The organism is Gordonia sp. Z-3, assembly GCF_036233855.1.
In the GTDB taxonomy this organism is placed as follows: domain Bacteria; phylum Actinomycetota; class Actinomycetes; order Mycobacteriales; family Mycobacteriaceae; genus Gordonia; species Gordonia tangerina.
In genome coordinates, this window is the sequence record NZ_JAZARS010000017.1 from 38924 (window position 1) to 63853 (window position 24930).

19 protein-coding genes and 2 pseudogenes are annotated in these 24930 nt (G+C 61.0%); 11 read left to right on the forward strand and 10 right to left on the reverse strand.

From position 1 onward, the window contains the following. Window positions 1-30 precede the first annotated feature (30 nt). Window positions 31-231 (forward strand): lantibiotic dehydratase, encoded by a 201-nt coding sequence (locus VX037_RS18690; protein WP_328715329.1) that lies wholly within the window; start codon window positions 31-33, stop codon window positions 229-231. A 91-nt stretch (window positions 232-322) separates the two neighbouring features. Here the strand turns inward: VX037_RS18690 and VX037_RS18695 are convergent, their stop codons facing one another. Then, window positions 323-541, reverse strand: a complete 219-nt coding sequence (locus VX037_RS18695) for a hypothetical protein (RefSeq protein ID WP_328715331.1) — start codon at window positions 539-541, stop codon at window positions 323-325. Between the two features lie 29 nt (window positions 542-570). Between VX037_RS18695 and VX037_RS18700 the strand changes: the two genes are divergently transcribed. Continuing rightward, entirely contained in the window at window positions 571-1320 is a 750-nt protein-coding gene (locus VX037_RS18700) for a thiopeptide-type bacteriocin biosynthesis protein (protein WP_328715453.1), read from the forward strand. 87 nt (window positions 1321-1407) lie between these two features. On the opposite strand, the gene VX037_RS18705 is transcribed toward VX037_RS18700, so the two are convergent. From VX037_RS18705 to VX037_RS18715, 3 genes are all read right to left on the reverse strand, one after another. Further along, complete coding sequence (locus VX037_RS18705; RefSeq protein ID WP_328715333.1) at window positions 1408-2076, reverse strand: hypothetical protein; 669 nt, start codon at window positions 2074-2076, stop codon at window positions 1408-1410. A gap of 114 nt (window positions 2077-2190) precedes the next feature. Then, window positions 2191-2550, reverse strand: coding sequence for a hypothetical protein (locus VX037_RS18710; RefSeq protein WP_328715335.1), 360 nt, complete (start codon window positions 2548-2550; stop codon window positions 2191-2193). Window positions 2551-2593: 43 nt separating this feature from the next. Beyond that, a complete protein-coding gene (locus tag VX037_RS18715) occupies window positions 2594-3529 on the reverse strand; it encodes a sulfite exporter TauE/SafE family protein (protein ID WP_328715337.1) in 936 nt (311 codons plus the stop codon). Window positions 3530-3796: 267 nt separating this feature from the next. Between VX037_RS18715 and VX037_RS18720 the strand changes: the two genes are divergently transcribed. From VX037_RS18720 to VX037_RS18735, 5 genes and pseudogenes are all read left to right on the forward strand, one after another. Continuing rightward, complete coding sequence (locus VX037_RS18720) at window positions 3797-4258, forward strand: hypothetical protein (protein WP_328715339.1); 462 nt, start codon at window positions 3797-3799, stop codon at window positions 4256-4258. A 114-nt stretch (window positions 4259-4372) separates the two neighbouring features. After that, window positions 4373-4600 (forward strand): annotated as a pseudogene (locus tag VX037_RS23745) (ISL3 family transposase); the annotation flags it as partial. 117 nt (window positions 4601-4717) lie between these two features. Beyond that, complete coding sequence (locus VX037_RS18725; RefSeq protein ID WP_328715341.1) at window positions 4718-4999, forward strand: transposase; 282 nt, start codon at window positions 4718-4720, stop codon at window positions 4997-4999. Window positions 5000-5239: 240 nt separating this feature from the next. Beyond that, a complete protein-coding gene (locus VX037_RS18730; protein ID WP_328715343.1) occupies window positions 5240-5431 on the forward strand; it encodes a hypothetical protein in 192 nt (63 codons plus the stop codon). 62 nt (window positions 5432-5493) lie between these two features. Next, window positions 5494-6641: pseudogene (locus tag VX037_RS18735) on the forward strand (IS3 family transposase). Here the strand turns inward: VX037_RS18735 and VX037_RS23750 are convergent. The 4 genes from VX037_RS23750 to VX037_RS18750 form a co-directional block, all read right to left on the reverse strand. After that, on the reverse strand, window positions 6526-6966 hold the full coding sequence (locus VX037_RS23750; protein WP_442903702.1) for a transposase family protein: 441 nt from the start codon (window positions 6964-6966) through the stop codon (window positions 6526-6528). The pseudogene VX037_RS18735 and the gene VX037_RS23750 overlap by 116 nt on opposite strands. A 171-nt stretch (window positions 6967-7137) precedes the next feature. Next, window positions 7138-16269: a hypothetical protein gene (locus VX037_RS18740; protein WP_328715345.1), complete on the reverse strand. Its 9132-nt coding sequence runs from the start codon at window positions 16267-16269 to the stop codon at window positions 7138-7140. Further along, the gene (locus tag VX037_RS18745) at window positions 16269-18500 is read right to left on the reverse strand and encodes a hypothetical protein (protein ID WP_328715347.1); all 2232 of its coding nucleotides are present in this window, start codon (window positions 18498-18500) and stop codon (window positions 16269-16271) included. Before VX037_RS18745 ends, VX037_RS18740 begins: the two co-directional genes overlap by 1 nt. Then, on the reverse strand, window positions 18497-19666 hold the full coding sequence (locus VX037_RS18750; protein ID WP_328715349.1) for a hypothetical protein: 1170 nt from the start codon (window positions 19664-19666) through the stop codon (window positions 18497-18499). Before VX037_RS18750 ends, VX037_RS18745 begins: the two co-directional genes overlap by 4 nt. A 592-nt stretch (window positions 19667-20258) precedes the next feature. Between VX037_RS18750 and VX037_RS18755 the strand changes: the two genes are divergently transcribed. Together VX037_RS18755 and VX037_RS18760 are read left to right on the forward strand one after the other, a co-directional pair. Next, complete coding sequence (locus VX037_RS18755; protein ID WP_328715351.1) at window positions 20259-20495, forward strand: hypothetical protein; 237 nt, start codon at window positions 20259-20261, stop codon at window positions 20493-20495. A gap of 552 nt (window positions 20496-21047) precedes the next feature. Beyond that, complete coding sequence (locus VX037_RS18760; RefSeq protein WP_328715354.1) at window positions 21048-21254, forward strand: hypothetical protein; 207 nt, start codon at window positions 21048-21050, stop codon at window positions 21252-21254. Window positions 21255-21490: 236 nt separating this feature from the next. Here VX037_RS18760 and VX037_RS18765 read toward each other — a convergent pair whose 3' ends face one another. Both VX037_RS18765 and VX037_RS18770 read right to left on the reverse strand, forming a co-directional pair. Further along, entirely contained in the window at window positions 21491-21787 is a 297-nt protein-coding gene (locus tag VX037_RS18765) for a hypothetical protein (protein ID WP_328715357.1), read from the reverse strand. Window positions 21788-22089: 302 nt separating this feature from the next. Next, window positions 22090-22479, reverse strand: coding sequence for a DUF5997 family protein (locus tag VX037_RS18770; protein ID WP_328715455.1), 390 nt, complete (start codon window positions 22477-22479; stop codon window positions 22090-22092). Window positions 22480-22520: 41 nt separating this feature from the next. On the opposite strand from VX037_RS18770, the gene VX037_RS18775 reads away from it, so the two are divergent. Together VX037_RS18775 and VX037_RS18780 are read left to right on the forward strand one after the other, a co-directional pair. Then, window positions 22521-23285: a LysR family substrate-binding domain-containing protein gene (locus VX037_RS18775; protein ID WP_442903709.1), complete on the forward strand. Its 765-nt coding sequence runs from the start codon at window positions 22521-22523 to the stop codon at window positions 23283-23285. A gap of 62 nt (window positions 23286-23347) precedes the next feature. Continuing rightward, window positions 23348-24847: an ArnT family glycosyltransferase gene (locus tag VX037_RS18780; RefSeq protein WP_328715361.1), complete on the forward strand. Its 1500-nt coding sequence runs from the start codon at window positions 23348-23350 to the stop codon at window positions 24845-24847. Window positions 24848-24930 lie beyond the last annotated feature (83 nt).

Consider the following 24930-nt stretch of genomic DNA (forward strand, 5'->3'; position numbering starts at 1 on the left):
GCCGCGCGTGGGCAATGTTGGGCCCGACCCGTGTTGCGTGACTACGAGATTCCGTTGGTGGGGCGATCCGGTGCGCTCGACGACGTGCCTTTCCTGCCGCGGGTGTCGGTGGGAGACTGCATCCTGTCGCGGGCCCGCTGGAACCTCACCGACCGCGACCTGCGTGCCGTCCGCGACACCTGCGGCGTCGCGCGGGGTGGCAGCGATGCAAGAGCTGCGCTGCGCCTGTGATCTGCCGTGCTGGGTGGCAGTTGGGGACGGCGCTGACCGGATGATCACTGCGGACCTGGCCAATCCTGTCTTCGCCGACGTGGCCGCCGACTTAGCCCGCAAACACCGACAGCTGACGATAGTTGAGACCTTCCTCGACGAGTCCGAGACACCGGTCCTCGGTCCCGAAGGACGCTACCTCCACGAGCTCGTCGTACCTCTGCATCGCACCGTCGACCCCCGCACCGATCGATACCGAGCCCATGCCCGCGATGGTGCCGAAGTCGTTTTCGCGCAGAATGTTTCCCGGCTCCGACTGGCTGTACGTCAAGCTGTACACCGGTCCCGCGACCCGCCGACATCGTGCTGCGCGACGTGTTACGACCTGTGGTGGCCGACCAACTGCGCCGCGGCGTGATCGACCAGTGGTTCTTTGTCCGGTACGGCGACTCGGAGTGGCACGTGCGGCTGCGCATGCACGGTGCCGGCAGCCGATTGCTCAGCGACGCACTGCCAGTATTGACCGCTGCCTGCAACGAGCACGCCGACGTGGTGTGGCGGGTGCAGGTCGACACCTACGAGCGGGAAGTGGAACGCTACGGCGGGGCTGCAGGGATGCTGCTCGCCGAGCATGCCTTCGCCGTCAGCACCGCCTCGATGACGATCCTGGCGACCGAGAGCAGCGACGACGTCCCGCGGTGGCATCTCGCCATCGTCGGCGCGAACCGGCTCCTCGCCGATCTGGGCCTGACGATGCAGAACCGGCACGAGATCATCGCCGCCGCACATGCCCGGCTCGCCACCCGATTGGGAGTCGGCGCGGCATTACGCAAGCAGCGCGGGGCCCGTTACCGCCGGGAGCGCGCGGTACTCGAGCATCTTCTCGACGATGCTGCCCAGCCGGCCGCGGCTTTCGAGCAACGTAGCCGCGCGCTGGTGGTGGTTCGCACGCACCTCGATGACGCCGTCGGACCGGCGAACGTGGCCGATTGGGCGGGCAGCCTGGTGCACATGCACCTCAACCGGTTGATGCGTATGCCCACGGCACGCCAGGAGTTCGTCATCTATGACATGTTGATCCGCTGGTATCGGTCGAGGTCGGCCCGGTGAGGGGCTGTGGGTGGCGAGTGTCGGGTAGTCAGGGTTATTGCGCGCTGGGCTCGGAATTGTGCCTGAGAACCCCGAGCGCCGACTCCTTCAGGCGATCTCTTCAGCTTCGCCAGCCTCGCTAGCTACCAGGTCGATGCTACCCCGCAGACGCGCGCGCGAGCGATCGATCGAGTTAGTCGGGTCAAGCTGGCCCTCATGACCATCGAAGATCGTGTTGAGCTCTATCGCGAACACTTCATACGCGTCGAGGATGGCCTCCCTCACCCGCGTCACAGCTTCACTTCGTGGTCTTGCATCGTCGCGCGGTGACGAGTTCCGAACTGCTCGGAAGATTCCGGAGGCGCGGTTATAAGACTCAACTGAACTGTGCAGACCTAGGATACGGAGACGGGCCTTGGCCAAATTCCCACGATGGATGGCCTCGTTGATCTCTGTCGTCCATTGCTTCACCTTCTCGGTATCCGACGCAGCGTGGCCGTCGAATACCCGCATGGTGGCCCTCCTTTGCGTGCTGAGTTGCTCGACAGCGTCGGAGAGTGCACCCAGAGCCTCGCTGTAGCGTCGTTCGCGACGACTTTCGGCGATTTGATGCAAGTATTGTCGCTCTTGCCGCAACAGCGCCGCCCGCTGGTGCCGCAACTGGGCCTTGGTTGTGGCTCTCGTGACGCGCTGTGAATACAGCACACCAGCGAATGCGATCGACGCTGCAACGAGCGCGATCAAAGCAGCGATGACAGTGGCCCACGGTTGACTCATTTGATCCCTCTCCTGAGGCAGTAGCACCCGATCGAAAAAAATACGCTGATTCCGCTACTGCGTGGGCGTTGTCGCACATCATCGACCGGCCACAGGTCTCGGGGTGGTGGCGGATCAACCATGACTGATAGCGCAGACAAGGCGAATGTCGATCAAAATTCCGCCGGATGTGCTGCCGTTGCGAATCAGCACACGAGCCTCGGCGCCGTGGGAGGGGTCCATCGAGTCGGTGACGAGGCGGTAGGTCGCGCTCATGATGTTGCCGCAGACGATCACGACGCCACCCCTCTCTGCGTAGGCGAGATTCGCGCAGGATCTTGTGCTGTTTTGTGTAGGTTCGGCTATCCCGTCCCGGTCGATAGCCGCGATGTTGACCACCGCACCCCGGCTCACCGCGAGGTCGGAGTTGATCGGAGCAAAAGCGGCGCCGTGTGTCGTGCTGCCGCTGCCACCCACGGCAACGACAGGCGGCACCCGACGGCGAATACCTTCGGTCGCCGAACGCGCAGCGAAAGATTCAGCGGCTGTCCGAACTGCCGACCCCAGCCTTCCGCCCCTGCCAGTTCGTCGCCTTCAGCCCATACCGCATCCGCACGAGCATCCACCCGACGGTCCCGCCGACCAGCGCGACGCCCAACCCGACGAGCGTGAACAGGTTGCTGACACCCAGCATCTTCAGTCCCGCGGTCAGCAGCACCAGCGCGAGCGCGCGACGCACCAGACCGGCCGATGCCCGTGACGACAGTCGGGCCCCGAAGTAGGCGCCGGGAATGCTGCCGACCAGCAGCGGTGCCACCACGCTCCAGTCGACGTCGCCGAACAGCAGGTGGCCGGCGGCGGCCGCGATGACCAGGGGGACGGCTTGGGCGAGGTCGGTGCCGACCAGTCGGTTAGCCGTGAGCAGCGGGTACATGGTCATCAGCGCGATGATCACCAGGGAGCCCGAACCGACCGAGGTCAGGCCCACCACGAGTCCGCCGATCACCCCGACCAGCACCGTGGGCACCACGCGCACGGCGATGTCGTTGCCGGACGGGCCTGCGGCTGCCGAGGGTTGGCCGGTCATGTTCTGTCGGAGGGTGAGGTAGGCGCGGCCGACGAGTCCGGCCGCGGCGATCAGCAGGACGACGCCGAGTGCGGTCTTCACGAATTCGCTGACCCCGGCCAGCGGGCCCACCCAGGCGATCACCAGCGCTCCGCAGAACGCGGCCGGCACCGACCCGACGACCAGCCAGAGCACGATCTTCCAGTGGATGGTGCCGTTGCGCATGTGCACCACGGTCCCGACGGGTTTGGTGGCAGCACTGACAACGAGGTCGCTCGAGACAGCGGTCAGCGGGGGAACGTTGAACAACAGCACCAACGTCGGGGTCATCAGTGCGCCGCCACCCATACCGGTCAGGCCGATGACGATGCCGATCCCGAAGGCGGCAATGGCCATCTCGTAGTTCATCGGTGTCGTTCCTCGTTCATCTCAACTCGTCGGACCGAGGATAGGCCAGCGGCTGGGACGTTCCCCTAGCGGCTCACGCCGCCGATACCTCGAACCGAGTCAACCGACCCACTTGATACGGTCGAATCCGACCTGCACGGGGGTGCGGGGTGACGATCGGGGGGGTCGGGACGGTTGCGGGAAGTACTGAAGGCTGATCCGGAATGGATCAGCGGGCTGGGGAATCATGTCCTGGGTTTGAACAGGAACGTTCTGCGAACAGTCAACATGGTCAGTGGCCATGCCGGGTCGACAGGTGAGTTCAAAGGGTTGATGGGCAACCTCAAATCGCCCATCGACGGCCTGCTGGACGCAACGGCCTCACGACAGAAATCGTTGGGTCCGGCGTTGCGAGGGACGGCTGTAAACCTCAAACAGGCGGCGTGGGACTACACGAGCACGGACCGAGCGGCTGCCCTCGGGATCGCCCACACTCGCGAACAGGAATACAACACCAATCCGTTCATCCCGCCGGCGGAAGTCGTTCTCGGGACGGCTCCCGATCCGGTGATTCGCGTGCCGGTCGTCGACGACGTTCCCGGAGCCGTCGCACTCACGGCGCCGCGCGAGATCGACGTCGAGCCACCGCCGAGCGAGAGCGTGGACTGGAACGCACTCATCGAAGAGTCCGCGGGTTGGCTGGCAGACGCGGATTCGGCCATCGCGACTTTGACGGCTCTTCGAGGTTGAGCGGGCAGTGCCTGGTCAGCGGGCCGGCGTGTCGATGAACGTACGGCGCCCCTGGTCTCCGGAAATCTGGATGTTGCGAAGCATTCAAGATTTCGGTGAGGGAGTACCAGGGGCATGGTCGATGCTACGTCGTCGTTGTTGTTGGGTTTGGAAGGACTCGAGGTTGCCGCGGTGTCGCGGTGGGACGGGACTCGGGTGGTCGATGTGGTGACCGCCGATCCTGCCGCCGCGCGGTGCCCGGGCTGTCGGACGATCTCGACGTCGGTGAAAGATCACGCGGTCACCCGGCCGCGCGATATCCGCTACGGTGACGATCCAATTCTATTGCGATGGAACAAGACACGCTACCGGTGCGTGAACCCGGGCTGCGAACGTGGTGGCGTGTTCCCCGTGATCCGGTCCGGTCTGTTTTGGAGTCCTGATTGCCCTGGTGAGGGCAGAGAAGGGACGATGAGGATCATGGCAGGACGCAAGCGTCACTCGGCTGAGGACATCGTGCGCAAGTTGCGCCGGGCTGACGAGTTGGCGGCGCAGGGCAAGACCGGTGAGGAGATCGCCGCTGACCTGGAGGTGTCGGCAGCCACCTTGTACAACTGGCGTCGCCAGTACGGCGGCATGGACGCTGATGCCGCGAAGGAGCTCAAGGAGCTGCGTGAGCAGAACGGCCGGCTCAAGCGGCTGCTGGCCGATGCCGAGTTGGAGAAGGACGCGCTGCGGGAGATCGCGAAGGGAAAATTCTGAGCCCAACCGCCAAACGCGCCGCGATCGACATGCTCAAAGACGTGATGAACATGTCAGAACGCAAGGCGTGCAAGGTGGTTGGGCTTGCCCGCTCAGCCTACCGCCAACTACCGCGAGCGCAGACTCCGGTCGACCCGGATGCCTGCCTGCGCGAGCAGCTACGCACCTACGCCCGCCAGAACCCGCGCCACGGGTTCCGGCGAGCTTGGGCATGGCTGCGGTTCGACGAAAGGTGACACCGTGAACAAGAAGAAGGTGCACCGGCTGTGGAAGGAAGAAGGACTGCAGGTGCGCCGAGCGCCGCGCCGCAAACGGGCCGGCCAATCGTCGGTGCCGATCGTGGCTGCGGACGCACCGAAGGTGGTGTGGGCATTGGACTTTCAGTTCGACTCGACCGTAGATGGCAAGAAGGTCATGGCGTGTTCCCCGTGATCCGGTCCGGTCTGTTTTAGAGTCCTGATTGCCCTGGTAGGGGCAGAGAAGGGACGATGAGGATCATGGCAGGACGCAAGCGTCACTCGGCTGAGGACATCGTGCGCAAGCTGCGCCGAGCCGACGAGTTGGCCGCGCAGGGCAAGACAGGCGAGGAGATCGCCGCCGACCTGGAGGTGTCGGCAGCCACCCTGTACAACTGGCGCCGCCAGTACGGCGGCATGGACACCGATGCCGCCAAGGAGCTCAAGGAGCTGCGTGAGCAGAACGGCCGACTCAAGCGGCTGCTGGCCGATGCCGAGTTGGAGAAGGACGCGCTGCGGGAGATCGCGAAGGGAAAATTCTGAGCCCGACCGCCAAACGCGCCGCGATCGAATGCTCGAAGACGTGATGAAAATGTCAGAACGCAAGGCGTGCAAGGTTGTTGGGCTTGCCCGCTCAGCCTACCGCCAACTACCGCAGGCACAGACCCCGGCCGACCCTGACGCCGGACTGCGCGAGCAGCTACGCACCTACGCCCGTCAGAACCCGCGCCACGGGCTCCGCCGGGCCTGGGCGTGGCTGCGGTTCGACGAAGGGCGACACCGTGAACAAGAAGAAGGTGCACCGGCTGTGGAAGGAAGAAGGACTGCAGGTGCGCCGCACACCGCGCCGCAAACGCGCAGGCCAATCGTCGGTGCCGATCGTGGCCGCGGACGCACCGAAGGTGGTGTGGGCATTGGACTTTCAGTTCGATTCCACCGTCGACGGGCACAAGATCAAGATTGCGTCGATGGTTGATGAGTACACCCGGATGTCGTTGCTGAACATTGTGGACCGCTCGATCACCTCCGACCGGTTGATCGAGGAGTTGGAGAAGACGTTCGCGATCTGGGGTGGCCCACCCATGGTGCTGCGCATGGATTACGGCCCTGAGTTCATCTCAGAGGCCCTCCAAGCGTTTTGTGCAGGGTCGGTGGGCATCTCCTACATTCCGCCCGGCACGCCGTGGAGCAACGGGTTCATCGAGTCGTTCAACAACCGGCTGCGCGACGAGTGTTTGAACCGCAACTGCTGGCCCACCCTGCTCGAGGCCCGCGTGGTCATCGGCGACTTCAAAGACGACCACAACCACCGACACCGCCACTCGGCACTGGGCTACCGCACCCCGGTCGAGTACGCTGCTGGCTGCACCCACCGGCATCACCCCGTGGGTTGCGAGATCGACTGATCAACTGCAAGTAGGAACTGGCTCTAGAACGGACTGGACCGGTTATCGGGGACCTGCCAGTGGCACGTTCGCAGCCCGGGTTCACGCACCGGTAGCGTGTCTTGTTCCATCGCAATAGAATTGGATCGTCACCGTAGCGGATATCGCGCGGCCGGGTGACCGCGTGATCTTTCACCGACGTCGAGATCGTCCGACAGCCCGGGCACCGCGCGGCGGCAGGATCGGCGGTCACCACATCGACCACCCGAGTCCCGTCCCACCGCGACACCGCGGCAACCTCGAGTCCTTCCAAACCCAACAACAACGACGACGTAGCATCGACCATGCCCCTGGTACTCCCTCACCGAAATCTTGAATGCTTCGCAACATCCAGATTTCCGGAGACCAGGGGCGCCGTACGTTCATCGACACGCCGGCCCGCTGACCAGGCACTGACCGCTCAACCTTGAAGAGCCTTCAAAACCACTGACACCGAATCAGCGACAGACCCCCGGAATTATGCGCAGCCGTGGAGGTCCTCTAAGACGGCACCTAGAGCATCTATTGCCCACTTCCGTGTGCGGTCTGGCAACATAGGCATGTTGCGCGCGCTTAGCGTAATCGGTATACCGGCTTGAAGCATTCTGTCCAGAAGCACCTTGAGCTCACGTATCTGGCCGGGATAGAGGTGCGGTTGACTTACCGCGATATCGTGCCCTGGAGTCATACCACGTCCTAGTGCCGCGAGTTGTGCGCATATGGTGGTGCCGAAGACCGGCCACACTAGGTCCAAGGACTCGGATTGCATCACGCAATATTGCAGAGCTAAAGTGGCTTCGATAAGCGCAGGGTCATCTATTCTGTGACGTCGAGCCAAAATTCCTTCACACAGAGTCGATACCTCCTCACGTTGACGCGAATTTAGGGTTCCGTTATGCCTCTCCTCATCTGCGTTTCGTCCTCCGGCGCGTCGACCCCATAGAATTAGATTATTGAGACGAAGCCACTGACCCTCACGAGTTTCGATATCTGGCGCGAGGAGCCAGGACTTGAGCAAAACCTCTGTGTGCATCGATCCGGCGGCGAGCAGACCGCAAACGTATGTATTGTGCACCGAGATCTGAGCCAGCATCGCAGACGAGATGACCCCGCTCTGCGCAAGTTCGCTAGTCAGCAACACTGCAGACAACATCGGAACTCCATCGATATCGTCTTTGGTGGCGGTAATGTCTCCGACAAGCAGTGGCCGACAACGCTCGTCTAGCCACCGACTGACAGCGCGGATTATGTGTTCACGATTCTCTTCTGTGGCCTCGCCTCTTCGGAATGAGGCGTACGCAGCCGTAATGTCTGCGTCAACGTCCGAGGAATTGGAGTTAATCTCGAGGCCATCTCTCGCGCCTCTGGTGTAGCCCGCGACTCTCTTTTCTGCTAAAACTCTAAAATTGCTATGCCGCAATCCCAATTTGACTCGCGATTGCCTCAATGCCGGAATTATCCAGGCTGGAAGGTCGATCTCGCTCCTTGCGGTCCCTGCGGGTACGGCGATCACGGAATTTGGGCGGTTAGAAATTACTTCAGCGCGGATCGGATCGTTATTGTCGAGTTTCTCCTCTGTTCGCAACTCGACAAGAAGATTGCTGGGGTGAACTGATGCGATGTAAGTGTAGTGAACCGAGTCGCTAAGGACCTGCACGAGCGGGCAAACCGATACAGTATCCGAACTCTCAATTTGCTGGCGGACGTGCGCCAAGCCCACCCCGTTTACGGCCGAAAATCGACCGTCAGGATCTGTACGCGACAACACCAGTGGACGTCCTAGCATCCGCAGTGCTGAGGCTATCGAACCACTCTTGGCTCCGAAAGTAAGACCGCACTGGTCCAAGTCGACCCACAACAGGGCTGACGACTTGCGTTCGCGAACGAGAATTCCGGGTTCAGAGCCAGCATTAGTAACCACATCCGCCTCGACACTGTCGCGGGCGGTCATGTCGGAAGATCGCCATTTTTCGCCGTCCCATTCAAGCCACAGCGCGGTCGCGGTCCGATTGAGTTCGGCTACAGCCGCTGCTCTTCCGGTGACGGGGAGGTTGGCGACGAGATCATCAATGTCGGAAAGGAACAGCATGCCCCCGGAACGGGCGAGTGCGCGATGTGAGTCAACCAACCCAAGCACCTGGGCCGACACCAGCGCACCTGTCGGCGGCTTCTGGATACTGAATCCGGTGGACACTACCCGCAGCTGACAACTCTTCGCTCCGTTGGAGACCTGCGATATCCGCACCGGGCAACTTCCTCCAAGAGCCATCAGCGTCGACGATCTAGTGTCTTGAGACTCGAGAAGAATCCGCAGCCACATGTCGGCGGCATTCCAGTTCTGATCAAGATAGACTTCTACGTCGGGTAATCCGTCGATGGCAAATCTTCCGGCTTCTTCGTCGTAGAGCAGAAATGCGACATCTCCCACTGTCACCGTGTGCATCCCCAGAGGTTCCAGACTATTGTCAGGTGTCAACCAGCCGTGCCCGGGCACTGAAAGGTCATCACGCTTGTAGACGGTCGGATACGTGAGCCGCCAAGGGGTCTCGCCGAGTTCAAGACCGCCACCTTTGCACTTCTTTCGCAGCGGAACTAGAACATAAGCGTCTTGGAAGTATGCGCGGGGTCCAGGATTCCAGCTCATTAGGGCAAAGAAGGGTATGCTCCCGTCAAAGTCACGTTGGCGACGGAGCTCGACTATGTCCCCTGCTGCAAAAACTTCGGTTAACATCGATCGTAAGTTTGGACGACCCGATTCAGATGAGTACAGCAGATTGGTCGGGATCTTTACCACCCGGCCCGGAGATAGCTCTATCCAGAGTGCGGTCCGTGTCGACCCCGCGACGGGATAGCATGCGCTGCGGTCTTGCGCCCCGGGTAGGCCATTCTCCATGATCTCTGTTGCGGGAAACCCGAACTGAGTGAGTTCTTCTGCCTTGTAGCGCAGACGCCAATCGGTGGTGAAGAACAGTGGCCCTTCGTCGGCGGTAACCTTCTCGCTTAGAGTTTCAACGACGAGATTCTTCCGGTCACGCCGCCAATATCCTGTCGTACGGTCATGGTATCTCCATTCTCCCCTTCGCAGATGCTGTATGACGTCATCCGTTGCTCCGTCCAAGAAAGTCATCTGGGACCATTCGAACCGAGTTCCTCTTGAGTATCTGGCTGAATTCGGTGCGGTCCATACGATCGGTGATCGGGATCTTTCCTGCACACGAAGTGCTCCCGCATTGACGCGAGGATTCGTCGAAAGGGTTAGGCGTCTTGATTTCCTTTCGAAGGCCAGAATCGCGAATCTCGGGTGTTTGCGATAGGAGAAGTATCTAGCAAGAGCTTCATCCGAGACAGTGATCGAAGGGAGCCCGGCAATCGTCATACCATCGTGGCCGTTGTTCCCGGCGTTTCGGAGTGTGTCGTCTTTGGGGAAGACTATAGCGGGCCTCCCGGAATCAGGGACAAACGCTTGATTCGATTCGACTACTTGCTCGAGTTCGTATTCGTTTCCCCTCATTCGCAGAGTGGAGATGGAGGAGTAGCGGGGAATCCTGGCGTCTTTGCGTAGCGTCAGCGAAAACAAGACACCAGGCATGATTTCGATCGATACCTGGTTCTTTTCCTTGTTGGAACTACCGACTGTTACATGGGCTTCTTCAATTGTCGAGAGCCAACGTCGCACGTATCGATCCTGCCTGAAGGGCGCGCTAGTCAGTTTTCCGGTCCAGACGCCCTCCACGTCGGTTTCCTGTATCAGCTGCACTAGCATTGGTGTTCCAACAAAGGCATCTGGATTTTCACGATGGGCGACCCGGAGGGTGCTCTCTCGGAAGGAGAACTGACGGCGAAAGACTCGAGCCAGCAGCCAGCCTGGTCCCCAGCCGCGAACTCTTTGTGCTGGCTGGAACGTAACGACATAGTCATTGCTGGTTCCGCTGCCGACTTTCTCCTCGACCGGACCAGCAATCATAAAGACGTACTCGTATGGTTGGAGCGTCGGGGTCTTCTTCGTGCCAGCGCTGGTGATCACATTGAGTTTAACCCCGCCGTTACTGTTGGGATGTAATTTCTTGTCCACTCTCGCATATACATCGAACTGGGCTGGTCTATCACTCGCTCTCTCGTCAGACGTTAACATCGCGTTGATGTGCGATTGTGACGTCGAATCGAATTGCGCATTGCGGAATCGCTCATGGCGTTGCTGACCCGTGCGGTCGACGTCACGTTTGCGGACTTTGGTGCCTGTTACAATCACTCTTCCTGAGCGTGGATATACGATAACTGTGACCTGCTGCAAGATGCCCTTCCGCGCTTCATCCCATACTGTCTTTTCCACGCTCCATCTAACATCAGCATTATTCACTATTATGCAGAGTCGATTTTCTCCACCCACTTCGCGAGTTTCGAACTTGAATTTGTTGATTTCGTCACCAAAGAAGGGTTTCCAGTTGCCCCGAGTTGTGGGCTTTTGGCCTACTAGGCGATCGCTAGGCACGAGTACCGTCCACCCGAAACCCCATTCGAACAGATACTCTTTCTGTCCGACTTTGCCGGCAAATCGTAAGGAAAAGGATAGCTTATCGCGCCGTGTGGCAAACCCTATTTCTCGGAGGTGCTGCTCGAAGAGCTCCACAGTAAGTGGTTGCGCTTCCCGGCATGAGGCAGTCCACCCTCGGGACTCGGACCAGTTGACTCTGGCTCGGATCATCTCCCGGTCGTAGTTCTCGTCGAGCCATGCGCGATCGCCGTTCCGCTCGAATTGGATACTCGTGATTGGTTCTGCGGAGCTGAGTTGGGACTGCGGGAAATCAGGGAGGATCAGATCGGTGAGTTCGAGCACGTTTGGCCTGCCGCGCTCTGTGTCGAAACGACCAGTGACAACCGATGTGCCGCATCTCAGCCATTCCTGGTATGCCGCCCACCGGGTGGGAGCGTCGGCTGTGGGGCTCATTCTCGGAGACTTGGCGGCTGCGGAGGTTGTTGGCCTTTTTGTCGTACTAACAGTTCGCCCAGCCTGGAAAACCCTGTGGAGGTCGACTGATACGCCGGTTGTCGACTCTGTGGGTATCTCGGTTGCGGTTAGATAAGAGCCCGACCAGCCTTGGTTTCGGCGTCCGAACGCCCCTTGTTTCGCCTCGCCGTACAGTTCGTCTCCATTGCAGTTCGCGCACACCCTCGAGTATCCAGGCGTCCCCGCGAATCCTTGTGCTAATTCGGTGACCATGCCGTCACCGATTCGGATTCCAAACAACAGACTTCGAACTGCCTTCGACGGCTCGGAACAGTGTACGATCGGGTGGATCGGATCTTCCACGGCTGAGGCCAGTCCCAGGCCTGGTATGTCAATATCGCCAAGAGCAAGACCGACGGGCTCGCTCTTGGAGCGTCGGGCATCCCAAAGAGCGCGTAGGTGGATTTTTCGCTGTGATGCGGAGATTAACCATCCATCCCCTTTGCGCCGTGCTGATACGAGATCGCCGGCGCGTGACGGGAGGTAGTCGAATGCGCTCAGTGGCACCGATAAGAGAATCGGCTCGGCGTTGACCTCCACCCAAATGTCGCATCTGTTGTCGCCGAGTCCGTATGAGTAGACGCAGCCGGTCAGCGGTTCATCAACGCCATCTGGTACTTCGAGGTTGGTGGGTGTTGCGGAATTGCTTCGCTCTCGGATGATTTCGACGCCAGTGACGATGGCCTTGCGGTTGGCGTACTTCGACCGCTGCGGTGTCCCACTCCCGAAGGTGAGGGATTCGGGTGCGACTCCCACTTCTAGCCCGCGAGTTGTAGCACCCATAACTTCGCCGCGGACCACGTCTCCGGCCAACTCAAAGAGTCGCAGGGTTTGGCCGACCGAGATGGACACGATCTCATGTAGAGCTTCAGGGTCTCGCGCATTGGCTTTTAACGATTGCGTCTTTACCAGCTGCATCGCAGCGCGTGAACGTCGTTGATGCCAGAGGTTCCAGCCTCCTGGCGTCAGTCGCGCGCGCCCGTGCGTTTTGCCCGAGCGAATCACCGTCTCTCCCAGGTCGACGGTTATTCGTTCGGGCATTCCGTGAATCTGAGGGCTTGCATACCATGTCTCGCCGTCGCGAATGATGTCCACAAGCTGACCTGAGCCGAAGATACTTCGCCAAAGGATGTTTCGTTGATCGATCGCACCGATTTCATCGCCGCGTGAAGGTCGGACAAGTTGAACAGATGGACTGATGCCTGCATCAGACAGACCAATCGTTATACGCAGGCCATTCGGACTGATGTTTTCATCGAGTAGCTTGTCGAGCGCGTCCTGAAGCAGGTCCCACGACCCTTGTGACCAAGACCGTCGTTGAATTTCGTACGTGGCACCGGGCCGCGTACTGATGAAAACTCGTGGTTGCTTGATGGTATAAGATATGTCGACTACAGTTGCCGAAACCGCTCGGACGACGTCATCGCCGAACTCATTTGCAATCAATTGTGCGAATGGTCTGGGTTGGGGTATCCAGGTTCCGGTTGCCGGGTGGCGTATGACTTCAGTCGTCAGGGAGGCGCCTTCACTGGGTGCGAGTATATCAGGGTGCCAGTAAAAGCTGATCTGCGGATCATCGAGCGTGAGTAGCTGTTCTATGCCATTGACAATGACCGTCAGGTTTCCATCGTCAATTCTGACCGAAGCCATTTCATGTTCATTAAGCGGGCCTACCACAGGACGCGAGGCTGTCACTCCATTGCCGGGACTAAGGGCCACCAGGTCGCCGACTTCAACTCCGTCGATCCGAGGACTATCCAACGCGTCGGCAAGGCCAGCGTTGACGAGGAATCGGTCGGGGCCCTCTCCAGTCTCAATCGACGCGACAACTCCTGCAAAAGGGCCACAATCGGTATCCGTGGTTTGCAGGAATCTGTCGGCCATATCGTGATCTGGGAGCCTCCCCCTCCATCCGACACGAAGTGTGTCACCGTTACGCTGATAGCTCAATGCATTCCGAGGGTCGCCGAATTGCCCGCACAACATTTCGTCGGATGCGTCGTGGCCTGTGACAATGGGTAGCGAGGTATGCAGACTGTCTTGCCAGACACCATTCAGATCTCGAACTAGAGGCGTGGCCTGCACAGTTTTCGACAACATGGTCCAGACCAGGCGCTCGATAAGTTCTTCTCGAACCGCCGCCGTCCCGACCCAACCAAGTCGGGCCCACGGTCCGGCGTCGGAGCCACCTCTGGTCCGCTGCAATTGGCGTACAGCGGTTTCGAACCACCGGACTTCGAGGTTCTCCTTTGAAGCCTGGCCCATCTGATATCGGCGATCCAACCGTTCAAGAATTTCTGCTTGGTAGTGAATTGTATTGTTGCTGAATTCCATCACCGCGTCGACAACGATCTCCTGCAGTCTGAGCACCTCATCGGCAGCTGGCTGCGGTGGGGCGTCGAGGATGTCGGTTAGTGCTGCACGTGTCGCACGCGCGAGCGTGCTTGGACTGTTCACTCGAGAGATCGAACGTTTCCATTCCTCTACCCATTCGTCGCCAACGCTGACTCCGCGATTCTCCAGCAACTCGCGCGTGCGAATAGTCAACACCGAGAGGTCGGCGCCCCCCTTTAACCTCTCGAGGTCTAGTTCACCCAATGCCTTCCACTCAGATAGACTGATGCGCCCCGCGAGCAGTGGCGCGCCGTACCCAATCCTTGTTGTATTTCTAGTTCGATGCGATGCAGATTGGGAAGCGGCGCCAAGAGCTTCATACGTCGCGCGCCACTGCCAAGTGCGGCCATACTCGTTCAGTATCGCCGGGAACGCTTCAGAAGCGAGCAAGGCGGCTTCCATCATCACGTCATCCACCGGGCTGCCCGCTCCCGATTCCAAGTAGTGGTCCAAATAGTCCCAGAGATCCCCTAGACAAAGTCGTACGAGAACGGCCGCCGCGGACTGTTCACCACCGTCGAACCACGATGATGAGGAATCTGGAGCGTTGCGCACATAGCCAGAGAAGCACTCTTTGGCCCAGCGTGCGGCTAGGAGTGGCGCGGCTTGCGCGAACAGTCGCTCTTCCTGCCTGTTCCAAGGCCTTCCGAGGGCGTTTCGGTTGGCGCGACCCCGCGGACCAGCATTCTCGATCAGAAAGTTAACAAGGGCTGGGGGAATCTGCTGAGCCGCCTCACCTTTCCCGAGTCGGTCGATCACTCTTGTCGCATACTCGGCGAGGCTGAGAACGACCTGGTCGTACGGCGACTTTGTCGCGTAGTTGCTGTCCCCGCGCTTGATCGCTTTCAGAGGGTAGTGGAGTCGCGGGTTGCCGAATGCTCCCGCAAGGTTGAGGAGCTGTTGCCACAGATAGTCGGGGACGTCACCTTCGTCTGCGGTGACTGCGTATCGTAGAAGGACGTCAAGAGGCTCAACCGACGCCAGCATCCGAAGTATTGCCACATGGTCGTCGACGTGGTGGTAGTTGGGACTATCTGAATCCGGATAGTTGTCAGCGGGGTCACGTTGATCCTCGCGCTCTGAGTTCCGATCCAGCCATGGACTGTGAAGTGACCGAAGCACGGAATCGTCCGCGTGTTCTGGATCACCAACTACGACCGAAACGTCTATCTTTGAACGTGGAAACCGCAGTCCGGCCAGACGAATTAGCGTCTCGGTAAACGAGGGAACCCCGGACACCGGGTGGCATCTCTCCGAGATCGGTAGCTCAGCATCGCGCGGCATCGCCTCGGGTGCTCCCCACACGCGATTGAGTTGGCGCAAGACTTCTCCAGGATCCTCATATGTACTCGCGGACCACTGAGACGCTTGCCATAAGATCACGGCCACAGTTAGAGCGTCCTGATCCCGACAACCAAGCCATGCTACGTCTGGGCGCGGACGTGTTCCCGGGTTTAGCCCGACGAGCGGCGCTAGACTCTCAAATGTAATAGCGTCACGAAGCCGGTCTCGGACGCCATCTGCATGCGGGATCAGGCGAACGACCAGTTCGACGAGGTCGGGTTGACCGAGCCACGCCGTCCAGTGGCCTGCACATTGGCTGGCGACTTCAGGTCGCCAAGAATCAAATGGCTCATCGCACAATGCAAGGGTCTCAATTGCGAGCGAAAAGGGAAGTCGTCCAAGCGAGCCACTGCGCGCGGCGTCGAAAACGGGAAGAGTCTTGTCGCCTCTAGTGATTCCCTCGACCGCTTCACTACCGCGACGTGCTGCCTCCCGAATCACCGCAAGCGTGAGTACCTCGGGTGCCAGATCGCCGAGTTCGAGGTATGGGGTGGCGGTGGACTTGTTGCGACCGATACCAACCTCACGCCTCAGCTGTGCGGCCATCTCTGTGGCACTCGCAGACACCAGTCCTGTCAATTTTCTGGCGAGGCTCGAATCGCCCACAGTCTTACCGATCATTCGTCGAATTGAAGATTCGAGATCGGTACCGATCTCTGCCTCCTCTGAAAAGAGAAGCATGATGAGTTCTGGAAGGGCATAGGCCCGTTGGAGCTGCTCGCACTCTGTAATGTGCTCCACGGCGACATGTTGAATGTCATCGGACGCCGATGGATTCCGAACCACAGCAAGCGATTCCAACAGTGCACTCGTTTCCCGGGGCTGCAGGCGAGCGTTTACTGCAAAGAACCAGTCGGTTAGCAACATTAGACATTCCTTCCGTGCTTCGGACGTACAGCGTGGCGCAAGCCGGCCAGCCTCTTCTCTCGTTCAGGGTCGGCGATGTGTGCCGCTTGCCTGTCGAACACAGCCGACGCGAAAGCGCCCGCCTCAAGTTCCATCAATTTCAACAACTCAACGCCAGCTGATGAGTTCGCCACCTTCACCCAGCGCACGATTTCGGTACATCCGTCTACAGGTGGACTGAACCCATGCCGTACCAGAAGCGCAATTTGGCTGCCCGTCAGTGAGTTCCAACCTGTTGAATCGGGATCTTCCATTGCTTCTCTTGCCGCGGCCGTCATTCGTGGCCGCCATACTTGCCATGCTCGGTCGAAAAGTGCTGTGATGCTCTGGTCCTCCGCACGGTCGCTGCGGAACCGGTAGACTTCCAGACCGACTTGATCGACAATCGACTGCGTCAGCCATCCACTCATGACATCGAAATCCTCGAGGATCTCGTCGTCGCGGTTCACAGCGCTCCGCAAAAAGCTTGCAAGGTCGGCCTGTACATCGGCTGCGACGGTCAGCGCCTCGGCCCATCCTGGGGCAAATCGCAGTGCTGCATACGCATGGTTAATGGCTGGCCACAGTTCGGGAAGATTCTCGCGGATCCTCCTGAGAAACGACGCCTCTTCGTGGAGGTTGGTCTTGCCGGTATTCAGGGATTCAACGAGCTCTACTGCAAGTCTCGGCGGAACCTGGGTCGGGAAGACGGCAGCCTCCGTTGGTCCGGCTTGCGCTCCGAGCAGAGCACGTCGTCTGATCGCAATCTCACTCTTCAGAGCAGCCAGAATGTCAGTGGTTTCTCGCCATTCGCTCAACAACCCGGCCGACGCAGAGGGCGCCGGCCGACAGTAGACCTCGACATCGATGTGTCGCTGTATGCCCGCATGTGCTGCGATGAGCGCGTGATGAACCGCCGACAGTGTAGTGTCAGCCGACAGAATTATCACGATAGCGTCTTCAGGGAACATGGTCTGAAGTTGCGCCCACACGCTGCCCCAGTCTGCGCCGAGATCCCCAATCTGTACCGAGAACAGCAGCCCATTCAATGCTGAAGGTTTGCTGGCTCGATCGGGAAGAGCCGGTCTACTGCTTCGTGCCTTTGATGTGAGCTCGGAATCATCGTCGCCGGCGTTCCGATGCGTCAATGCGTCTGCGTCCTCAACGCGCCACCATCGAACCTGCGCGCTGATATTCGAGGATTCTGCAAGGGCCCCTAAGTACGAAGCTGTACGCTGAAGCCCGTGGGGGAAGGACGGTCCATGGCTGCTATTCACGACTATTGCTCGGAAGGGCGATCTTCGCGCGAAGAACGTGACATCGAGGCGGACGATCGATCTTTCGCAAACCGGGATTGTTAACTGGTCTGAAGTCCTTGGTGCGGTGTCAATGTGGTATGCGGAGAACAATTCGGAAGGTAGGTCGTCCACTTCGAACGGTCTGATGGCATTTGGTGATAGATTCTCCTTCTCGCCGCGGACGTCAGCGTAGACCGCCGCTGGCTGCTGGCCGTAACCTCGGCGACCCAGCTCGTCGTATAAGTCACGCACGTCACTGAGGCGGAGTTCCCACCAGTCGAAGGTAGCTCGACTTTCGAGCCAGTCCATGATAAGTTCGCTGAACCCGCTGTTTTGGTGTGCCCTCATTCCTAACTGAGTCGCATAGATCGAAGATCGGTTCCATTTGGGGTCGAAGAACTGGTAGGCCTCGACCTGGGATTTCGAGACACTGGGACTTGGATTTGCACATGCATCTGCAATGAGCATCACGCGGTTAAATGGGGAGAGCTGCCCAGATTCATCCTTTCCTAGAACGAAAGACATGAGTTCCTCTTCGGAGATGCAACTCACCGGTGTTGTCGAACCTCCGAACAAGAGTAGGCGACTATCGTTCCTTCCCATAGTCCCGTGTCCGGCCCAGTAGAGAACGGCGAGATCGCAAGCGATAGCCTTGGCGCGCAGTGCTGGGACGGCATTCCGGGTGAATCCTTCGCCAGTCGCCGCGAAGACTCGGCCGAGTGAATCAGCCTCGGTAATTTCTTCCTCGGTTCCCTGAATCATCAGTATGATGGAGTCTTTCGGAACTGAATGATTACGGGCGATTTGTGCGAATCGAAGCGCCCTGCGTGCGAGACCCTTTGTCATACTGACGTCCTCGCTTGGAGGAAAGTCGATTCCGACTGCGAGTATCGCGATGCCACCTTCGGTGCTCACGAAGTCGTCGCCTTCTGAATGAATCCTCGTATGTGTGCCCACATTTCACGCTGGTCTTTCCTGAGGTAGGAACTGTGGCAAGATGGGAATGGTTGCCAGTCTGATATCTTAAAGTCCTCAACCATTCCGCTGAAAATGGGCGCTGCGAGATATGAAAGATAGTCTCGACTATGGTATATATTCAACCAGGGTACGTCTTCGAAGATGCGTTCATCTTGGATAGCAAGAACTCCAAATTCGCGGAGAATCCCGGGCTGAGAGCCGACCGTTATCACTCCGCTCACCTTGTTGCTGGGCGAATTGAGCATGAGGTCGACCGCAATGACTCCACCCAATGAATGTCCCATAAGAATGACATTCGGAGAGTCAATTTCATTGAGGCGGTGATGAAGTGATTCTCTAAATGGGTGAGGGTCTTTCACGAATCTCGCAATGTCTCCGATGAATGGAGTCGCGTTACGTGTGACGGTGCCTCGATTGCGCATTTTATATGTGACGAAAGGGGCTGCTATCCACTCTAACGGCGCAAGCGTACTTGCGTCGAGTTCAGATATAATCTTTTCGCTATATTCCTGGCGAGTATCTAGGGCGGGAAGCGAGATGCCCCGATCGATAAGGTCGTACAAGGACCGTCCGACGACCGCCCGAGCGAATATCTCGACAAGAGGCTTGTATTCGACCCTGCGGGCTGCCAACGCAAAGGTCGTAGGCCGGCGGACGAAGTCAATTGCCTCGACTATGAAGGACCCAATCTCAGTGGCTTTGAGCTCGGCAGATGGTTCATAGTCCAGGACCCGCCGGAGGCTACCCTCTCCCGGCGATTCTTCACCTATTCGCACTCGTAGTTCGGGCTCGGACAGTCGGGCGCGCAGCTGGTGGAAGGGGTCCCAAGCCAAGGTTTCCCAATAAGCCTCCCGGCGAAGGTTATTCTCATCAGTCGAGCCCTTGCTATCCGTTGTCTCGTCGAATCGGGGAATTGACGATCCATCGAAAGCGAGTGAAGCGCCGAGATGTTGTCCCCAGTAGAGTGATTGAAGGGTTCCAGGTAGATCGTGTTCTTCGAAAGCCTCTCGGACGCTGCGAACGTTGCGATTATGGGCATCCGAGCGCGTTCCTGTACCGTGAACAAATAGCACGACAGTCGATTGTTCGTCACCGTTCCGCATGTCAGAAGAGGGTAGCAGTTCACAGCGTGTTCACTGTGACGATTGCACGGCCAGTCTTCTCAACGGGAGGGACTGTGACTGCGAGGATAATTTCGGTGACCGGTTTGCGGTCGCCGCCGGTGCGAGCTGAAAGTCCAGCCCTTGGGCGGATCGGTTTGAGTGGCCGGGCGCTTCCGTTCGTTGAGCCAGACGGTAGGAATTCTGTCGGACATAACGGTGCTCGTATCTTCTCGGTAGGTTGACTGTCGACAGTCGCGGAATGGGGGGCCGTCACGGCGCCTCCGTTTGGCTGTGTGCGCTGGCAGTGGTTGGGGTTGGTCGTTCCTGGATGGTCCCGGTCCGGCGTTTGGCGGTGTCGGTAGGAGGGCCGTCGATGACGATCCTGGTTCTGGTCTCCGTCCCGTCCAGGAGGGCGCCACCTGCAGGTGTTCCACGACGCTCTCGACGAGGCGCGGCCGTCACCGCTATTCGAGCAGTTCATGACGATGAAACGGATCGTCGCCACCTCGCCACCTCGTTGGCGGTCCGGGCGCGTAGTGGCGAGATGGGGCAGTGGAAGACGCAGTCCATCCGGCGCAAGGTGGCCGAGCGGATGGACCTCGACGAGGAGGATCTGCGCGTGCGGGTGGTGATGTCGACGTACGGCGCGCTGATGCGGCTGGCGATGGACCAGTGGCAGCCCGATTGTCAGCCGGGTGATCGGGAGGCGATGCTCGGCTGTGTCAAGGCGATCGAGTCGACCTATGCCACGTTCCGCGAGACGGTGCCGGGGGACGTAGGCAGGCCTCTGGAACCGGGCTGCGCGCTGTCGGGTCACTGGATCACGTGAGCAACTCATCGAGCCACTGATATCCGGGATGGGTCCGTGACAGACAGCCAGGCCGACAGCTCTTGTCGTTGATGAGAGCACAGCTCAGGCACCACCCGGCGAAAAATCGGCCTCGTCATTGGGTCGCCGCTGCTTGGCCTTGAACAACAGAACGACTTGCTAGGCAGGTGCCGCTGCTGCCGCCGGAGCCGATGCCCGACGCAGCCAGCGCAGTCACGTCGACGGCCTGCTCCACGACTGGGTCATCTCGACCCTCCCGGCGGCCGCCAGGCAGGAGAACACCGACATGGTTCGCCGCCAGACGAGACTCACCCTGGAGACACTGGATTCGCCACCCGTGGAAGTCACGATGCTGTCCGCCGAAGCGGTCCGCACCCGGTTGCGTGCGGCGGTCCTGGCTGTCGACGTGAGCCAACAGGGTCGTCACCCCACCATCGACGACGGCGCCGCCTCGCTGCGTGTGCCCGTCGACGTGGTCGACGTTCTCGAGTCCGCTGCCGGAGAGGTATTGCGCAACAGCATCATTTCGCGGGCGAGGGCGCCGACCGTGCGGTGGCACTGCACATCGCCGCCGAGGGCATCGCGGTCACCGTCGTCGACGACAGCTGCGGCTTCGATCCGGCGAGTATTCCGCCGCATCGACTCGGTCAGGCGGTGAGTATCCTCGCCCGAGTCAGGTCGCTACCCAGTGGGGGCGCCGAGGTGGTGTCGGGCCCGGGTGCTGGACCCGAGGACTCACATGCCATCGACCCGAGCTGACCAACGCCAGACACAAAAGCGCCCCGCCAGACCAGTCGGGGGTCGGTCTGACGGGGCGCCCTGGTGGCTTCCCGACCGGTCCCGGTCGGGGGAGTGGGACCGGAGTGAAAGCCTCACCCTCAACGACAGTTGTCCGATCAGTTATTCCCCGTCGCCTTCCTCCCGCACCCGCCGCTTGTCCGCGTGCAGGGCCTTGATGCGGCGTTCTTCGCGCCGCACCGACGAACGCAGTGCGCTCACATCTCCATCGCCCACACCGTGAGCAGCAGTCCCGACTCGATGCCGTCGTCATAGCTGATGCTGAGCTGGTAACCACCCGTCGTGGACACGTACACCTGCTTGCTCCGTTCGAGGTTCGGCCTGCGAACCTCCTCATAGAACGGGCCGTCGTTCTCACTGATCATCGTCCGCTCGAGCTCTTCGCTGACGCTGGATCGTTGCAGGAGCGCCGTGCGTGTCTGCGGTGATGCGGTACGCACCACCAGCCGCGCCGACGAATCCGGGAAACTCGCGTGGTGTTCGCAGGAGACCACCTGTCGGTGTCGGACAGCCGTAACCCCATGTCCGCGGCGTAGGGGATCACCGAGTCACACGGGTAGCGGTGCGCCAGTCGCGGTACGGCGATCGATGCCGCGACGAGTCCGACGATGACGACTGCGCAGCCGAGCCAGATCCGCAGCATCCGACGGCGACGGGTGTGCGATGTCGACTCCCCGGTCCCTGAGGAGCGAGGCGTTAGCCGAGTGTCACGAAGGGCCTTTCGTGACGACCCCCCGCAGGCTCCTGATCGGGCAACCCGGACTCCCTTCGGCAGCGTCCCGGCCGGCTCACAGAGTCACGCCTCGGGCTCGGCGTCCGCCTCCTCCTGTGCCCGCCGCTTGTCCGCATGCATCGACTTGATCCGTCGTTCTTCGCGACGAACCTCTTGCTGAGTAGCGCGCTCGGCGGCCAGCCAATCCGGCATCTCGGCGAGCAGCTCATCGATCTCCGCCGTGGTGAGCGCCTCGGTGATCCCGCCGCGGACCAGTCCGCTGTTGGAGATGCCGAGTTTGGCGGCGACCAGATTCTTCGGATGTGGGCCCTCGGCGCGCAATGTGCGCAGCCATTCCGGCGGGTCGGCCTGCAACTCGGCGAGTTCGGCTCGGGTGATGGGTCGCTCGCGGAACTCGGCCGGGGTAGCCGGCAGGTACACGTCCAACTTCTTGGCGGCGGTGGCCGGTTTCATCGATTGCGAGCTCATCGGCCGAGGATATCGCGCGGTAGCCTCTGGTCGTGACCACACCCGACGCGACCACCAGCGACGACGCCCCGGTGTTCCGGTTGGCGTTCGTCCCCGGTGTCACGCCTGGCAAGTGGGTGCGGATCTGGGAGCAACGACGACCCGATGTGTCGCTGGAACTCGTCGCCCTCGACGTCGCCGACTGTGCCGACGCTATCGGGCAGGGGCGGGTGCAGATGGCGATCACCCGTCTGCCCGAGGCCCTGGGTCACGGCGACGCAGGCGCCCATCACAGCATCGACCTGTACGAGGAGACCACCGTCGTCGTGGTGCCCAAGGACCACGTGCTGACCGCAGGCGACGAGATGACGCTGGCCGATCTCGCCGACGAACAGCTGCTGTGGCCGCTGGACGAACCATTGACGGTGACGCAGCGCCCAGGTTCGGCGGTGAGTCACCGGCCGGAGACCACCGGCGATGCCATCGAACTCGTCGCCGCCGGGATCGGGGTGCTGTTGGTGCCGCAGTCGTTGGCGCGTCTGCATCATCGCAAGGACCTGCTGTACCGCCCGGTGACCGACGCCCCCACCTCGACGGTGGGGCTGTTGTGGCCGCAGCCGACCACCGATCTCGCCGACGAGTTCATCGGCATCGTGCGTGGCCGCAAGGCGACGTCGTCGCGGGGCCGCTCCGAGGAGGCGCCCAAGCGGTCGGCGCGGGAGAAGGCGGCAGCCAAGCGGGCGGCACGCGAAGCGGCCGGGAAGATCCCCGGCAAGAGTGCTCGACGTTCGGGACGTTCCAAGCGTCGGTGAGCGCACGAGGCTGAGCTGCCGGTGGCGCCGCGCAGCCTACCCGGGTGATTCAATGGCCGACGATGCAGCGAGCAGCGGAGGTCACCGGCCGAGTGACCGGTGCAGTCCTGGCGAGTGTCCTGGTACTGCAGGCCGTCCTGACGGTGCGGCTGTCGAACTCGGCATTCCAGGACGAGGCGACCTATGTGTTCGCCGGCCATCGGGTACTGGCGCTGTGGCTGCACGGCACACCGACCTACGATGACTACCCGAGCTACTTCTCCGGCGCGCCGTTCCTGTATCCGGTGGCCGCAGCGGTGGCCGACGGCGTCGGCGGCCTCGAGGCCGCGCGGGCGTTGTCGCTGATGTGTGCGCTGGCGAGCACCGTGCTGCTCTACATGGTCGCCCGCCGGTTGTTCGATCCCGCTGTGGCGGTCGGCGCCGCGTTCGTGTTCGCGGTGGCCGAACCGACCCTTGTCACCGGGCGCCTGGCCACCCATGACGCGGCCGCGCTGCTGCTGGTGGCGCTCGCCGTGTGGATCGGCGTGCGATGGTCCACCTCGACGATGCCCGCGCTGGTGCTCATGCCACCCGTCCTGGTGCTGGCCCTCTTCACCAAATACGCCCTGGTGCTCTATGTCCCGGCAGCGATCGCGGTGTCGGCCATCGCGGTGGCCCGCGACCGTGGCCGCCGCGCGGCATTCACCCACGCGGCGGCGGTCACCGGTCTGGTCGCCGCGTGGTCGTCGGCGTTCCTGGCCGCGGCGCCGCACCTGTGGGACGGCATCTACTCCACCACCCTGCATCGCGATCCGGGCGGCGACACCCGGTGGGGCGTGGCGTTGGACGGCGCAGCCTATGTGGGCCTCGCGCTCCTGATCGCCGCTGCGGGGGCGATCGGGTACTGCCGCACGACCTCACCGATCCCGCTCGACACCACCCCGCGACGTCTGCGCATCCTGCTGGCGGGGATGCTGCTGGCGGCCGGAGTGGCCGCACCGGTCAACCAGATCCTCACGCAGACCACGCAGTCGCTGCACAAGCACGTGGGTTTCGGCCTGTGGTTCGCGGCGCCGCTGGCCGGTGTGGCGCTGATCAGTCTGCTGCGCACCCGCTCGTCGTGGCGGGTCGGCATTCTCGCCGCACTCTGCATCGGGCTGGTGTGGAACGGAATAGCGCAGTCGGCACACAAGTTTCACGAGTGGCCCGACAGCGCAGAGGTCGTCTCGACGCTGCGCGCGATGGTCCGGCCGGACTCGGGACGCTACCTGGTCGAGGAACACGAGGTGCCGCGCTACTACCTGCGCGATGTCACCGAGCCCTACCAGTGGATCGGGACCTCATACTTCGAGTACTTCGATCCGCAGGGCGCCACCCTGATCGGGCTGCCCGCGTACGTGGCGGCGATCGGGGACGGTTACTTCGACGCCGTCGTGCTGCGCTACGGTCCGACCGCGGACCTGGACCTGCAACTCGCCGAGCTGCTCGACGCGTCCGACCGCTACGAACTCGTCGAGGAATGGCCCTACGAGAACAGCTTCGGTGCGGCGCAGTGGCAGATCTGGCAGCGGGTCGACGGCTGACCGACGACCCTACGGTGCAGACAGCTCGCACGCGCCGAGCGCCGTATACCGATCGGACTACTTCACACCCGCCGGTGTCGATG

Bases quoted from the DNA above. Each gene is read 5' to 3' on its own strand.
- VX037_RS18705 (WP_328715333.1), bottom strand. From the start codon at position 2,076: ATGAGTCAACCGTGGGCCACTGTCATCGCTGCTTTGATCGCGCTCGTT.
- VX037_RS18715 (WP_328715337.1), bottom strand. From the start codon at position 3,529: ATGAACTACGAGATGGCCATTGCCGCCTTCGGGATCGGCATCGTCATC.
- VX037_RS18720 (WP_328715339.1), top strand. From the start codon at position 3,797: ATGGTCAGTGGCCATGCCGGGTCGACAGGTGAGTTCAAAGGGTTGATG.
- VX037_RS18725 (WP_328715341.1), top strand. From the start codon at position 4,718: ATGGCAGGACGCAAGCGTCACTCGGCTGAGGACATCGTGCGCAAGTTG.
- VX037_RS23750 (WP_442903702.1), bottom strand. From the start codon at position 6,966: ATGGTCGATGCTACGTCGTCGTTGTTGTTGGGTTTGGAAGGACTCGAG.
- VX037_RS18740 (WP_328715345.1), bottom strand. From the start codon at position 16,269: ATGTTGCTAACCGACTGGTTCTTTGCAGTAAACGCTCGCCTGCAGCCC.
- VX037_RS18750 (WP_328715349.1), bottom strand. From the start codon at position 19,666: ATGCGGAACGGTGACGAACAATCGACTGTCGTGCTATTTGTTCACGGT.
- VX037_RS18755 (WP_328715351.1), top strand. From the start codon at position 20,259: ATGGACCTCGACGAGGAGGATCTGCGCGTGCGGGTGGTGATGTCGACG.
- VX037_RS18770 (WP_328715455.1), bottom strand. From the start codon at position 22,479: ATGAAACCGGCCACCGCCGCCAAGAAGTTGGACGTGTACCTGCCGGCT.
- VX037_RS18780 (WP_328715361.1), top strand. From the start codon at position 23,348: ATGCAGCGAGCAGCGGAGGTCACCGGCCGAGTGACCGGTGCAGTCCTG.